At 36.2% G+C, this 14173-nt stretch carries 14 protein-coding genes and 1 other annotated feature; all 14 genes read left to right on the forward strand.

Annotation, left to right across the window (positions count from 1 at the left end; genetic code table 11):
• The first annotated feature begins 21 nt into the window (after positions 1-21).
• The 14 genes from M948_RS34595 (at position 22) to glyS (ending at position 14113) form a co-directional block, all read left to right on the forward strand.
• The gene (locus M948_RS34595; protein WP_021291076.1) at positions 22-1347 is read left to right on the forward strand and encodes an NfeD family protein; all 1326 of its coding nucleotides are present in this window, start codon (positions 22-24) and stop codon (positions 1345-1347) included.
• An 80-nt stretch (positions 1348-1427) separates the two neighbouring features.
• Positions 1428-2423 carry a flotillin-like protein FloA gene (gene floA, locus M948_RS34600; protein WP_021291077.1) on the forward strand — a complete coding sequence of 332 codons (996 nt, stop codon included), beginning with the start codon at positions 1428-1430 and terminating at the stop codon, positions 2421-2423.
• Positions 2424-2439: 16 nt separating this feature from the next.
• Positions 2440-2949, forward strand: coding sequence for a hypothetical protein (locus M948_RS34605; protein WP_021291078.1), 510 nt, complete (start codon positions 2440-2442; stop codon positions 2947-2949).
• Between the two features lie 174 nt (positions 2950-3123).
• Positions 3124-3408 carry a sporulation protein YqfC gene (yqfC, locus tag M948_RS34610; protein WP_021291079.1) on the forward strand — a complete coding sequence of 95 codons (285 nt, stop codon included), beginning with the start codon at positions 3124-3126 and terminating at the stop codon, positions 3406-3408.
• Between the two features lie 10 nt (positions 3409-3418).
• Positions 3419-4636 (forward strand): sporulation protein YqfD, encoded by a 1218-nt coding sequence (yqfD, locus tag M948_RS34615; RefSeq protein ID WP_021291080.1) that lies wholly within the window; start codon positions 3419-3421, stop codon positions 4634-4636.
• 2 nt (positions 4637-4638) lie between these two features.
• Positions 4639-5601: a PhoH family protein gene (locus tag M948_RS34620; RefSeq protein ID WP_021291081.1), complete on the forward strand. Its 963-nt coding sequence runs from the start codon at positions 4639-4641 to the stop codon at positions 5599-5601.
• A 71-nt stretch (positions 5602-5672) separates the two neighbouring features.
• Positions 5673-7814: an HD family phosphohydrolase gene (locus M948_RS34625; protein WP_021291082.1), complete on the forward strand. Its 2142-nt coding sequence runs from the start codon at positions 5673-5675 to the stop codon at positions 7812-7814.
• The gene (gene ybeY / locus M948_RS34630; RefSeq protein WP_021291083.1) at positions 7815-8279 is read left to right on the forward strand and encodes an rRNA maturation RNase YbeY; all 465 of its coding nucleotides are present in this window, start codon (positions 7815-7817) and stop codon (positions 8277-8279) included. It abuts the gene before it with no gap.
• Positions 8269-8631: a diacylglycerol kinase family protein gene (locus tag M948_RS34635; RefSeq protein ID WP_021291084.1), complete on the forward strand. Its 363-nt coding sequence runs from the start codon at positions 8269-8271 to the stop codon at positions 8629-8631. The genes ybeY and M948_RS34635 overlap by 11 nt, the downstream gene beginning before the upstream one ends.
• Positions 8632-8877: 246 nt before the next feature.
• A complete protein-coding gene (era, locus tag M948_RS34640; RefSeq protein ID WP_021291085.1) occupies positions 8878-9780 on the forward strand; it encodes a GTPase Era in 903 nt (300 codons plus the stop codon).
• A gap of 94 nt (positions 9781-9874) precedes the next feature.
• Positions 9875-10015 (forward strand): YqzL family protein, encoded by a 141-nt coding sequence (locus tag M948_RS42845; protein ID WP_021291086.1) that lies wholly within the window; start codon positions 9875-9877, stop codon positions 10013-10015.
• Positions 10016-10063: 48 nt separating this feature from the next.
• Positions 10064-10807: a DNA repair protein RecO gene (recO, locus tag M948_RS34645; RefSeq protein ID WP_021291087.1), complete on the forward strand. Its 744-nt coding sequence runs from the start codon at positions 10064-10066 to the stop codon at positions 10805-10807.
• A 52-nt stretch (positions 10808-10859) separates the two neighbouring features.
• Positions 10860-11028: a binding site (T-box leader), on the forward strand.
• Positions 11029-11154: 126 nt separating this feature from the next.
• A complete protein-coding gene (gene glyQ, locus M948_RS34650) occupies positions 11155-12033 on the forward strand; it encodes a glycine--tRNA ligase subunit alpha (protein ID WP_021291088.1) in 879 nt (292 codons plus the stop codon).
• A gap of 1 nt (position 12034) precedes the next feature.
• Entirely contained in the window at positions 12035-14113 is a 2079-nt protein-coding gene (gene glyS / locus M948_RS34655) for a glycine--tRNA ligase subunit beta (protein ID WP_021291089.1), read from the forward strand.
• The last annotated feature ends 60 nt before the right edge of the window (positions 14114-14173 follow it).

Here is a 14173-nt window from a genome sequence, read left to right on the forward strand (position 1 = left end):
ATTGTAAGGGGGTGAACATATTTGCCTGGGCAGAAATTAATTACATATGTGATCTTGCTATTTGCTGTTTTACTTTTTGGATTTAACCAGGAAATGCAAGTAAGTGCAAAAGATGGGCAGGGTGAATCTGTCTATATCATACCGATTGAAAGGGAAGTAGAGAGAGGTCTCCAGGCTTTTCTGAGTCGAACAACAGAAGAGGCAGTGAAAGAAGGAGCAGACCATATTATATTTGAGATTAATACACCTGGTGGGAGAGTAGATTCTGCTAGTGAAATAGCTTCTCTTATTCAAGATCTTGAGATTCCCACTACATCGTTTGTTGTAAATCAAGCATTATCAGCAGGTTCATATATCGCTTTAAACACAGATTCGATTTATATGAAACCACAAGCTACAATGGGAGCAAGTGGCGTGATTAATTCTGATGGAACTGCAGCTGATCAAAAAGCGCAATCAGCTTGGATTGCCGCAATGAAAAGCGCTGCTGAATCAAAGGGAAGAGATCCGTTATATGCTGTTGCAATGGCTGACAAAAGCGTAGATCTACCAGAATTAAATGCGGGCGAAGGGGAATTCCTCACTTTAGATCCTTCATCAGCTTTAGAGGTAGGGTACTCTGAAGGGACAGTAGATGATCGTGTTGAATTGTTAAATGAGTTAGGACTTGCAAATGCTACTGTAGTAGAAAAAGAAGCTACGCTAGCAGAGGAAATTGCAAGGTTTTTAACGAATCCAGTAGTGATCCCAATCCTGCTATCTATTGCTAGTATTGGATTAGTAATCGAAGTATTTTCTCCAGGCTTTGGTATCCCTGGAATTATGGGGCTCATTTCGTTAATCCTTTTCTTCTATGGTCATATTGTTGCAGGACTAGCAGGTATGGAAGCAATTGTTTTACTCATACTAGGGGTTGTATTAATTATTGCTGAATTTTTTGTGCCAGGTGGAATTGTTGGGGTATTAGGTATCGGAGCCATTATCGTTTCCTTATTTATGTCTGGCTATGATCTTGGCCACATGTCAATGAGTATAGGAATTGCCTTTTTAGTTACTTTAATTATCGCGGTTATCTTATTTAGAAGAATAGGAATGGATAAAGGAGTTTTTCGACATATTATCTTAAAAGAACAAACCACTTCCGAACAAGGATATGTATCTGCTGAAAATCGGTTAGATTTAATAGGTTCAGCTGGAATAGTCGTTACGCCTTTACGTCCTGCTGGAACAGCTATGATTGACCAGGAGCGATTAGATGTGGTCTCAGAAGGTGGATTCATCGATGAAGGTCAACAAATCAAAGTAGTAAAAGTAGAAGGCGTACGAATTGTCGTCAGAAAAATCTAACGTATGTTTAACTTAGCACCAGTAGGAGGAACTATTGGGAAAAGTTTTTACATTATATAATTTACCTAGGAGGTATGGACATGGAATTACAAGAATTTATGCCGCTAATTATTATTGCGGTAATACTAATTGCTGTTGCAATTTTATTTACATTTATCCCTGTTATGTTATGGATTAGTGCATTAGCAGCAGGTGTAAAAGTTGGAATCTTTCAACTGGTTGGGATGCGGCTGCGAAGAGTAGTACCTAATCGAGTAATCAATCCGCTAATTAAAGCCCATAAAGCAGGTTTGAATGTGAAAACAAATCAACTAGAGAGCCATTATTTAGCTGGTGGTAACGTCGATCGGGTGGTCAATGCATTAATTGCAGCACATCGTGCAAATATTGAATTGCCATTTGAACGAGGTGCAGCAATCGACCTCGCTGGTCGTGATGTATTAGAAGCTGTTCAAATGAGTGTAAATCCTAAAGTAATCGAAACGCCATTTATTGCTGGTATAGCGATGGACGGTATAGAAGTGAAAGCAAAAGCTAGGATTACAGTTAGAGCGAATATTGACCGACTTGTCGGTGGTGCTGGTGAAGAAACGGTAATTGCCCGAGTTGGGGAAGGTGTTGTAAGTACAATCGGTAGCTCAGAAGCCCATACGCAAGTTTTAGAAAATCCAGACTCTATCTCTCATAATGTATTAAATCGCGGATTAGATGCAGGAACTGCATTTGAGATTTTGTCCATCGATATTGCAGATGTGGATATCGGTAAAAACATCGGAGCAATTTTACAAACAGACCAAGCAGAAGCAGATAAGAATATCGCCCAAGCAAAAGCTGAAGAACGTAGAGCAATGGCTGTTGCTCAAGAACAAGAAATGCTTGCACGTGTTCAAGAAATGCGTGCTAAAGTTGTTGAAGCAGAAGCAGATGTACCATTAGCACTGGCAGAAGCACTACGGTCAGGGAATCTAGGTGTCATGGATTATATGAATTACAAGAATATCGATGCTGATACAGATATGAGAGGGTCTATCGGAAAATTATCTGAAGACAATAATGAAGAAAATGATCATAAATAGATAAAGGTGGGGTTTGATGGATGCCTTGTCGAATTTAATTGAAGCTATTTTTAGTAATATCTTTATAATTTTTGTAATCATTGCTGGAATCATTGGTTTTCTTAGGGATGGCTGGAATAAAAATAGCGAGAAGGAAAGTAGCTCAAATCGGCCAAACCGAACTCCTCGTCCAATGAGAGATAATTCGAATCGTGACGCATCTTTCCCAACTACCAGTCAGCCACAAACCAGCTCGACGATTTCAGTAGAACAGCAGCATAAAGAGCAAATGGAAAGATTAGCTGGTCAAATGGGTGCTAATCGAAAAGTTGATCAATCGGAGAGTTACAACAAAGAGACAGCTTTTAATGATCTGACACGAAATGTTGAAAAAGAATTGACAGAACAACAGATTCGGTTGAAAAAACAAGTATCCAATAATTTGACGAAGAAAGGGTTAGTGAATGGCGTTATTATGGCTGAGGTGTTAGGAAAGCCAAGAGCATTGAAACCATATCAAAACGTGATATATGAAAGGAAAAAATAAACCGTCATTTTTTAATTCTCTTCACTCGTAAGTTTTTATACTTACGAGTGTTTTTTTGTTCATAATAATTGATCATTGAATATGAAATTGGCAAACGAACGTGTTTTTTGAGCGGATTATGTTCTTATCTCCTTCAAACTTTCATAAATATGAATGTGAGAGGGGGCTGCATTTGTGAAGAAACTGCAACAAGGAATCCGACCATGGTTAACAAAATATTTTGCACTTCCTTCAGATGTGGTACTTGAACTTCCTAGAATCACTGTGATTGGCCAATTGCATGTATATATTGAAAATCATAAGGGATTGGTTACATATTCGGATACGGAATTAAAATTAAGAGCAAATAACGGTTATATCCAAGTAACAGGATCAGCCTTTGTATTAAAGATGATGCTACCTGAAGAGATCTTACTAGAAGGAACAATAAGCGATATAAAATTCTTACCCGATGGATAAGGAGGAGGACATGAAGTATATCCAAGAATCAGCATTAACTGGTTATGTAACAATTGCAGTTACTGGGGAAAAACCGGAGTTGTTTTTCCAGCATTGTACAAGCTATGGGATACGTGTATGGGATGTCAGAAAAACCAAAAACGATGTTTGCGAGGGAAATATAAAGGTAAGTGATATAAAGCAAATTAAACAATTAAGAAGAAGAACACAATATAAAATCAGATTTAAACAACGAAAAGGCTATCCTTTTTTTATACGTAAATTACTTGGAAAAAAGGAATTATTGCTGGGATTCTTCTTAAGTATTTTACTGATTTTATTTCTATCCAATATTCTATGGGAAGTTAAAATAACGGGAGTACCTAAAGATATTGAAGAGAAAATTAATAAGCAGTTAAATCAATATGGAATTCATCCTGGAACATGGATATTTTCTTTAGAGTCACCGAAAGAAATTCAACAACAATTATTAGATGATGTTCCTGAATTATTATGGGTAGGTATTGATCAAAAAGGGACAACCTTCTATTTAGAGGGAGTTGAAAAGGTTGTTGTAAAAGAAGAAGAAACACCTGGTCCTAGAAATCTAATTGCCTCCAAAAAAGGGATTATCAAAAACATGTATGTAACAAAGGGTGTTCCTCAGGTACATGTTAATGACTATGTAGAACCGGGAGATCTTTTAGTATCTGGAAATATGGGTGTGAATGAGGAAGCAGAACGAGAAGATGATGAGCATAAACAAGTAGGTTATGTAGCAGCAGATGGAGAGATAATGGCCACAACTTGGTATGAAGTGAAAGTTTCTGTTCCTCTACAAGCTAATACGGAACAGTTGACGGGAAATCAAGAAAAGAAATTTCATCTAGGTTTTGGAGATTTCCGGGTGCCTATCTGGGGATTTGGGTCGACAGAGTTTGAAAATACGCACCGAGAAATTTCAGAAGAACCAATTCGATTTTTTAAGTGGGAACTTCCTGTTAAACTTATTGAAACCTTAGTAAGTGAAAAAACGTATGATAAACAGAAAAGAACAAAAAATGAAGCTGTCGAAGCAGGGATAAACCAGGCAAAAGAAGAATTGAGATTACGGCTAGGACCAAAGGCTCGAATTGTATCTGAAAAAGTTTTGCATGAATCATTAGAGAATGGTAAAGTTAAACTAAACTTATATATGACTGTAGAAGAAAATATTGTTGAAACACAACCTTTACGTCAAGGAGATTGAGTATGCCAGAAAATCTTACGGAGATTGATTTACAACTTTCAAATCCAAATGAGGCATTAGCATTATTTGGCACAAATGACAAGAATCTTTTTCAATTAGAAGAATTACTTAACATTTCGATTGTAACAAGAGGCGAACAAGTTCGGGTGTCTGGAGATAAAGAAGCAATAGATCTTGTTCAAGACATACTATTAGCGTTGCTTTCGGTTATTCGTAAAGGATTAAGCATAACTGAACGAGATGTAGTATATGCAGTCGAGTTAGCTAAAAAAGGGAAATTAAATCAATTTGAAACATTGTATGAAGATGAAATTACGAAAAATGCAAAGGGAAAATCAATACGGGTAAAAACGCTAGGACAACGCAATTATATAGCGTCAATAAAAGCAAATGATCTTGTATTTGGGATAGGGCCTGCAGGTACTGGTAAAACTTATTTAGCAGTTGTTATGGCAGTTCATGCTTTAAAAAACGGATTAGTAAAGCGTATTATCTTAACGAGACCAGCTGTAGAAGCTGGAGAGAGTTTGGGTTTTTTACCTGGAGATTTAAAAGAAAAAGTAGATCCATATCTAAGGCCATTATATGATGCGTTACATGATGTGTTAGGTGCAGAGCACACGATTCGATTAATTGAACGAGATACAATTGAAATTGCTCCGCTAGCATATATGCGTGGTAGAACGCTGGATGATGCATTTGTCATATTGGATGAAGCACAGAACACAACCCCTGAACAAATGAAAATGTTCTTAACTCGCTTGGGATTTGGATCCAAGATGGTAATCACCGGAGATATTACTCAAATTGACTTACCTAAAGGGGTTCAATCTGGTCTGCATGCTGCTAGCCATTTATTGAATGGGGTGAAGGGAATAGGATTCGTATATCTGGAACAAAATGATGTTGTACGTCATCCTTTGGTTCAACGTATCATAGAAGCTTATGAACAAGGAAATAAATGAACCAGAATGTAAGACCCTTTGTAGATGGGTCTTATTTCTGTATTTTCCTGGTTAAAAGGGGGTAGAAACAATTGTTTAAAAAGAGATTCAATGTTTCTGCATGGATAAAGAAAAGCTCTAATAAATGGCTGATGATTATTCTTTCTACTATATTACTAGCAGTATTCTTTTTTGTAATGACGATTAATAATGTACATACCGAAACGTATGAAATTGAGCGTTTTAGCAGAGCACAGGAGACTATTCGTTCGCCAGTTACGATGGAGAATGAACAAGAAACAGAACGGAAAACGAGAGAAACTGTCCAAGCAGTAGAAGACAGGTATGATATTGATCAAGAAATTACGGACGAACGAGTTGCTTATGTAAATGAACTTTTTGATGCGGTGAATAAGTTAGATCAAGATATTGGCGCTGGACAAGACAATTCAGAAGATGCTTCTTCACCACCTCTTTCAAATCAGGAAAAGGTACAACGATTAAAGCAAATCTTGTCACCAGAAATTACCGAAGGAATAAGTGATGATTTATTGTCTCAGTTAGTGGAAATCCCAGAAAATGATCGAAACAATGGAAAGAAGCTTTTCTTGGAATCGCTAACAGAAACAATGAACAATGGCGTACGAACAGAGAATACCCAGAGTGCGATCACCAGTATTAATCAAACTATTAAATATGAAGCGTTGAATACAGATATAAAAAACGTGTTAACGAGTTTAACGGAATTCGCTGTGGTTGAAAACTCCTTTTTCGATGTGGATAAAACAGCAAATGCTAGGAAAGAAGCTGCTAGTAGTGTTGACCCTGTAGTTATTAGAGCAGGAGAAATTATTGTTCGGGAAGAACAAATAATCACAAATGAGATTTATGAAAAACTGGACTTAGTAGGTGTACTAGATAAGGAACGTAATCTATTCCCCGGCATTGGCTTATCTCTACTTATTTTTCTGATTTGCTTTATCATTGCACATGAAATGAATTGGGTAGCTAAACATCATCAATTAGATCGAGGAAAAATAATTTCAATTGTACTAATTAGTATAATCATCCTTTCGTTGATGAAAATCGTTAGTATCTATACAACGCAAGTAAATCAATTATTTTATGTAATGCCAATAGCTACTGGGGCATTATTAATTAAGCAATTAATACATGAACGGTCTGCGATTGTCCTCAGTGGCTTGTACGCTATTTTAGGTAGTGTTATTTTTAATAATCAAATACCAGGATCACTTCATGTGGAAGCAGGAATCTATTTCTTTCTTTCCCAAATAGCAGCAATCATCCTCTTAATGAATGTGAAAGATCGACTTGCGATTGTTAAAGCAGGGTTAGGTATTGGTATTACTAATATGATTATTGTCGTATTATTTATATTTCTCTCGTTCGAAAAGTACGCCTTATCCGATATTTTTATCCAAACATCCTTTGCTGCGGCTTCAGCTTTTTTATCAGCCGTATTAACAATAGGGTTGCTGCCATTTTTTGAAACATCATTAGGAATCCTCTCGGACATCAAATTATTACAGTTATCGAGTCCAAATCAACCGTTATTAAAAAAACTGCTGACGGAGGCGCCAGGTACATATCACCATTCTGTTATGGTCGCAAATTTAAGTGAGACAGCATGTGAAGCTATTGGTGCGAATGGCTTGCTTGCGAGGGTAGGTGCATATTATCATGATGTTGGGAAGACTGTGCGTCCACATTATTTTATTGAAAATCAACTTGCAATAAAAAACCCTCATGATACCATTACTCCTGAGGAGAGTGCTAAAATCATTATTAATCATCCATATGATGGCGCAGAAATGTTAAGTAAACACCGTCTTCCAGAAGAAATCATTGATATTGCTAAACAACATCATGGTACATCCTTATTAAAGTTCTTTTATATCAAAGAACAAGGAAAAAACCCAGCAGTTACAGAGGATCAATTTCGTTATCCAGGACCGAAACCACAGTCGTCAGAATCCGCTATTATTAGTATTTGTGATTCAGTTGAAGCAGCTGTCCGTTCATTAAAAGAACCAACAGAAGTTAAAATTGAGGAAATTGTAACATCAATCATTAATAATAAAATGACTGACGGTCAACTTGATGATTGCCCACTAACATTAAAGGAAATAAATATAATACAACGAACGATATGTAATACATTGAAAGGTATTTTTCATTCTCGCATACAATATCCGATGAAGGAGGCAAAATAAGTGTATATTGATTTTCATGATAAAACCAACTCTGTACCGAGTGATTATATTGATATGATTCAACGCTTGGTAACCTTTGCAGCTGAAAAAGAAGGTATTACCCAAGAAGCGGAAGTATCCATTAATTTTGTGAGTAATAAGGAGATTCAAGAAATTAATCGAAATTATAGACAAAAGAACACACCAACAGATGTAATCTCTTTTGCAATGCAAGAGACTGGAGAAGGTGAAATAGACATTATTGATGAAGATTTACCGTTATTATTAGGTGATATTGTTATTTCTATTGAAAAAGCAAAAGAACAAGCAGAGGAATATAATCACTCATTAGAAAGAGAATTAGGTTTTCTAACGATTCATGGCTTTCTTCATCTTTTAGGATATGATCATATGTCAAAAGAGGATGAACAAAACATGTTTGCAAAACAAGATCAATTATTAGGTGAGTTTGGAATTGAAAGATAAAAAATGGTCGATTGGCTTTTCCTATGCTTGGGAGGGTATCGTTCAAGTAGTTAAATTGGAACGTAACTTTCAAATTCATTTAATAACGGCCCTTCTTGTCATTATTGCAGGGTTCATTCTTGGATTATCTAGAATGGAATGGATATTTATTGTAATAGCAATTGGTATTGTCTTAATTGCTGAAATGATTAATAGTACAATTGAAAGAATCATGGATTACATCAAGCCAGATATTCACCCAGCAGCCAAACAAATTAAAGATATGGCTGCTGGAGGTGTGTTGATCGCGGCAGTAGCAGCTTTTATAATTGGACTGTTTATATTTATTCCCAACATCATTGCTTTATTTTAGCTCCCTGAAGCCCCCAATTGTTGGTTAATATCCAACAATTGGGGGTAATTTATTATTGATTCACTATTTTAAGGAAAATACAAAATTTGCGTTTACAGGGTAATTATCCGTGAATTTTGTCTAGAGAAGTGCTATTTTAATAAAAGAACCAAAAGTTTTTAAAGCTTTTGTCGATTGCATGAAACAGAAGCTTATTTGTAGTATGATATGGATAAAACATTTGAAATACGTCGTGGAGGAAGCAACATGGAATATAGTTTTAAATCCGGATTTATAGCAATTATTGGTAGACCAAATGTTGGGAAATCTACATTTATGAATAGAGTGATTGGCCAAAAAATTGCAATTATGAGTGATAAGCCACAAACCACAAGAAACAAGATTCAAGGCGTGTTAACAGAAGAGCATTCTCAAATTATTTTTATTGATACACCTGGAATTCATAAACCAAAGCATCGACTTGGGGACTTCATGGTAAAAACTGCTGAAAATACGTTGAATGAAGTAGATGCTATTTTATTTATGATCAATGCTAGTGAAGGTCACGGCAAAGGGGATCAATATATTATCGAGCGTCTGCATCAAGTAAAAAGACCAGTTTATTTAATTATTAATAAAATTGATCTTGTTCATCCAGATGATTTGTTACCTTTAATAGATCAATATAAAGAAAAATATGCATTCGCAGAGATTATTCCCATTTCTGCTTTGCAAGGGAATAATGTGGATCATATGCTGGAAGTCCTCAAGAAAGATCTTCCAGAAGGACCGCAATATTACCCTGAAGACCAAATTACTGACCACCCAGAAAGATTTGTTATGCAAGAACTAATACGAGAAAAAGTATTGCAACTAACTAGGGAAGAAGTACCGCACTCGATAGCTGTTGTGCTGGAGCAGATGGAAAAAGCAGACGATCAGAAATTATATATACAAGCTACAATTGTAACCGAAAGAAAAACCCAAAAAGGAATACTGATTGGTAAGCATGGAAGTATGTTGAAAAATATTGGGAAAGCAGCTCGAGAAGATATTGAAAAATTACTAGGTACAAAAGTGTACTTAGAGCTTTGGGTAAAAGTTAAAAAGGATTGGAGAAACAAGCAAAATCAGCTATATGAATACGGTTTTCGAAGCGATGAATATTAAACATGGTAAATTTTTATACTAATTGTTTTTAGTGTTGTGGTGATTCTAAGTAGTAAGTTACATTTTCAAACATTAAAGAAAGGTGGGTTTTCTTGTGATTGATTTAACCTGGAAATTATTCAGCCAAACAGGAAACATTGAAACCTATTTATTGATGAAAGAGTTAGAAAATGAACGGAAAAATGAAGTAACCCAGCATGAAGGTCAAAAAATAACACCATTAGATACCAATTAGTAAAGAATTGAAAACGTGTAAGAATAGATGAGGCAAAGGTGAATCTATGTGCTTGAAAAAATAGAAGGTATTGTATTAAAGACAAATGACTATGGGGAAACGCATAAAATTGTCACGATATATAGTAAGAAATTAGGTAAACTTTCCGCCATCGCTCGTGGTGCAAAAAAACCGAAAAGTCGAATGGCTGCCGTAACGCAGCCATTCATCTATGCACAATTCTTTGTTTATGTTAATAGTGGCTTGAGCACTATCCAACAAGGGGAAGTTATTGATTCATTTCGAAAAATCCGAGAGGACATCATTAAAACGGCATATGCTGCATATATTATTGAACTTACGGATAAGTTACTGGATGACAAAAAGCCAGATCTAACTATATTCCATCAATTGCATGAAACCATGACTTGGATTGCTGAAAATGAGGAACCTAGTATTCCCATGATGATGTATGAATTAAAACTATATGCAAAAGGTGGGTTTGCGCCATTAGTAAGTCGTTGCAGTAATTGCGGCAATCGGAATTCTCCGTTTGTATTTTCGATTACTGAGGGTGGGTTGCTCTGCAGGGAATGTAGAAGAATGGATCCGGAAGCCATCCCGTTACCTAATGCTGTAGCTAAATTATTACATATTTTTGCAACAGTTAACTTACAGCAGGTGGGAACTATTTCGATTAAAAACGAGAATAAACGCTTGTTACGTCAACTGTTAGATGCTTATTATGATTATTATGGCGGCTATTTTATCAAGTCACGGAAATTTTTAAATCAACTGGATTTATTAAAATAAGTTGACATGACAAGGATAAATGACGTATTATTTGTACATAAAATGATACGATAACATTGCTGTGAAAAAGAAAAGTACCTTTTGTATCCTTGTAAAGCGAGTCCAGATTGGTGAGAGCTGGATGATGGAACAAAGGGGAAGGGCGCTTTGGAGCAATGCAAATAAAGTGGCTCTTTAAGAGAGCAAATAGGGTGGAACCGCGGTTGATCCCCGTCCCTATGTCCCGTTTAGAGACATAGAGACGGGGATATTTATTTGCAAAGAGCAGTTTCTCTAAGGGTTCATTCACCTTATAGGTGAAATAGCTGCTGAGAAGCGAATAATTCGTAATGGAGGATATGTGATTAATGACTATTCAAGAAATGATATTAACATTGCAAAAACATTGGTCTGAACAAAATTGTATTATTATGCAGGCGTATGATGTAGAAAAAGGAGCAGGGACAATGTCTCCAATGACATTATTACGTAGTCTTGGACCAGAGCCTTGGAATGTTGCTTATGTGGAACCTTCAAGACGGCCTGCAGATGGTAGGTATGGTAATAACCCTAACCGACTTTATCAGCATCATCAATTTCAAGTAATTATGAAGCCTTCTCCTGATAATATCCAAGAACTATACCTTGAATCCTTGAAAAAATTAGGTATTAATCCACTTGAACATGATATTCGGTTTGTGGAGGACAATTGGGAAAACCCTACTCTTGGCGCTGCTGGTCTGGGCTGGGAAGTATGGCTAGATGGAATGGAAATTACTCAATTCACCTATTTCCAACAAATAGGGGGCTTAGAAGCGAATCCTGTGGCAGTAGAGCTTACGTATGGCATTGAACGGCTTGCATCTTATATCCAGGATAAAGAAAATGTCTTTGATTTGGAATGGACGACAGGTGTAACCGTAGAGGATATCTTTTATCAACCAGAATACGAGCATTCGAAATATACATTTGAAGAATCAAATACAGAAATGCTATTTGACTTATTTACAAAATATGAAAAGGAAGCGAAAGAAACGATGGATAAGGGTTTAGTATTCCCGGCATATGACTATGTTTTAAAATGCTCCCATACGTTTAACCTCCTAGATGCAAAAGGTGTTATATCCGTTACAGAGCGTACTGGATATATAACTAGAATTCGTAATCTAGCTCGTAGTATAGCGAAAGCTTACGTTGCAGAAAGAGAACGTCTTGGTTTCCCGATGTTGCAAAAGGAGGAAAAATAAAATGACAAAAAATGCATTATTTGAAATTGGCTTAGAGGAATTACCAGCGCGGTTTATTGATGATGCAGAATCGCAGTTGAAAGAAAAGACAGAAGCTTGGTTACATGATTTACGAATTTCATATGAGCAAATACGATCATTTTCTACGCCAAGGCGATTAGCGGTTATGATTAAAGGTGTGGCTGAGGAACAGACAACGATAGCAGAAGAGGTTAAGGGCCCTTCCTTGAAAATTGCCAAAGGTGAAGATGGGAATTGGACGAAAGCTGCAATTGGTTTTTCGAAAGGGCAAGGAAAGACAACGGACGATCTATATATAAAAGAGCTTAATGGTACTTCCTATGTATTCATTAAAAAACATATCGAAGGTCAAACAACTTTTGATTTACTACCTGAATTTCATAAAATAATTGAATCGATAACCTTTGGCAAAAATATGCGTTGGGGTACGCAATCGATTAGGTATGCACGTCCGATTCGATGGCTTGTTGGCTTATTCGGAAGTGAAATTATTCCGTTTGAAGTAGCGAAGGTTACCAGCAGTAACCTGACTTTTGGTCATCGTTTTTTAGGTGATAATATAACGCTAGAAGACCCACTTAATTATGAGTCAGCGTTATTGAACCAATATGTTATCGTTGATCCCCTAAAAAGAGAAGAAAAAATCCTAAAGGGAATTCATACTTTAGAGAAGGATAAAGATATTCAAATACCTGTCGATAAACACTTACTTGATGAGGTTCGTAATTTAGTGGAATTCCCTCAAGTGTTTCTTGGATCATTTGACCAGCAGTTTTTAAAGCTTCCGGATGAAGTTTTAATCATTTCCATGAAAGAACATCAACGTTATTTTCCTGTAAAATCATTAGACGGAAAGCTGCTTCCTTACTTTGTTGGAATCCGTAACGGGAATGATTATGCGATTGATACGGTGATTAAGGGTAATGAGAAAGTCTTACGTGCTCGATTATCTGATGCTGCCTTTTTCTATGAAGAAGATCAGAAGCATTCCATTGAATATTATTTAGCAAAACTTGAACGGGTTGTTTTTCAAGAAAAATTAGGTACGATTGCGAATAAAGTACAGCGTGTTACAGCGTTAACTGAACAAATAGGTAAATTCATTCATCTAAATACAGATAAAATGTCCTTAGCAATCCGTGCTGCCTCTATTTGTAAATTTGACTTACCAACAAATATGGTCAATGAATTTACTGAGCTGCAAGGTGTAATTGGTGAAAAATATGCACATTTATATGGAGAAAATGACCTTGTTGCTCAAGCAATTCGTGAACATTATTTGCCAATTCAAGCAAATGGAGATCTGCCAGCAACAGAAGTAGGGGCAATTGTAAGTATAGCCGACAAGTTAGATACTATCACAGGATGTATATCTGTTGGTTTAATGCCAACGGGTTCACAGGATCCATACGGTCTACGAAGGCAAGCAACAGGTATATTACGAATAGTTAAAACATTTAAGTGGGATATGCAAATTGAAAACTTATTACGAATTGCCCAAGATGTCTTTAAGCAATCGAATGTTCCATTGTCAAATCATGACCAATCATTTGTTCATTTAAAAGAATTTTTCTCCTTACGTGCCGCCTTCTTATTAAAAGAAGCTGCGGTGGAGCAGGATATTATTCAAGCAGTCTTACATGATGGTGTTGGAATTTACGATTATACATTAGCTAAAGCACAAACGTTATCAGAGAAAAGAAATGATGATGCATTTAAGCCTATCCAAGAGGCTTTGGTACGTGTTCTAAATTTAGCTGAAAAAGCGGAAACGACGAGTGTAGACCCTCAACTATTTGAAACGGATTCGGAAAAAGCGTTATATGAACAATATCAATTTGTGGAAGAATCATATCAGGATACAGATCGAAATGCTGAAAAGAACTTACAGTTAATTGCTAAACTAGCTGAACCTATCCACCTTTTCTTTGATAATAATATGGTCATGACGGATAATGAACGAGTTCGCAACAATCGTTTAGGGTTGTTAGCTAATATAGCAAATATAATTAATCGGTATGCAGATTTGACACAAATTGAATGGAAACAACATTTCTAATTTTTCTTTCTGTAAAGCGATCCAATTCTCTTTTCAGTATATTTAGTCTATAATAGAAGT

The organism is Virgibacillus sp. CM-4 (assembly GCF_000445495.1).
Lineage (GTDB): Bacteria > Bacillota > Bacilli > Bacillales > Amphibacillaceae > Virgibacillus > Virgibacillus salexigens.

What these genes read in the sequence shown, in the direction of transcription:
- floA (WP_021291077.1), top strand. Translation starts at nt 1,428, where the DNA reads ATGGAATTACAAGAATTTATGCCGCTAATTATTATTGCGGTAATACTA.
- M948_RS34605 (WP_021291078.1), top strand. Translation starts at nt 2,440, where the DNA reads ATGGATGCCTTGTCGAATTTAATTGAAGCTATTTTTAGTAATATCTTT.
- yqfD (WP_021291080.1), top strand. Translation starts at nt 3,419, where the DNA reads ATGAAGTATATCCAAGAATCAGCATTAACTGGTTATGTAACAATTGCA.
- M948_RS34620 (WP_021291081.1), top strand. Translation starts at nt 4,639, where the DNA reads ATGCCAGAAAATCTTACGGAGATTGATTTACAACTTTCAAATCCAAAT.
- era (WP_021291085.1), top strand. Translation starts at nt 8,878, where the DNA reads ATGGAATATAGTTTTAAATCCGGATTTATAGCAATTATTGGTAGACCA.
- glyQ (WP_021291088.1), top strand. Translation starts at nt 11,155, where the DNA reads ATGACTATTCAAGAAATGATATTAACATTGCAAAAACATTGGTCTGAA.
- glyS (WP_021291089.1), top strand. Translation starts at nt 12,035, where the DNA reads ATGACAAAAAATGCATTATTTGAAATTGGCTTAGAGGAATTACCAGCG.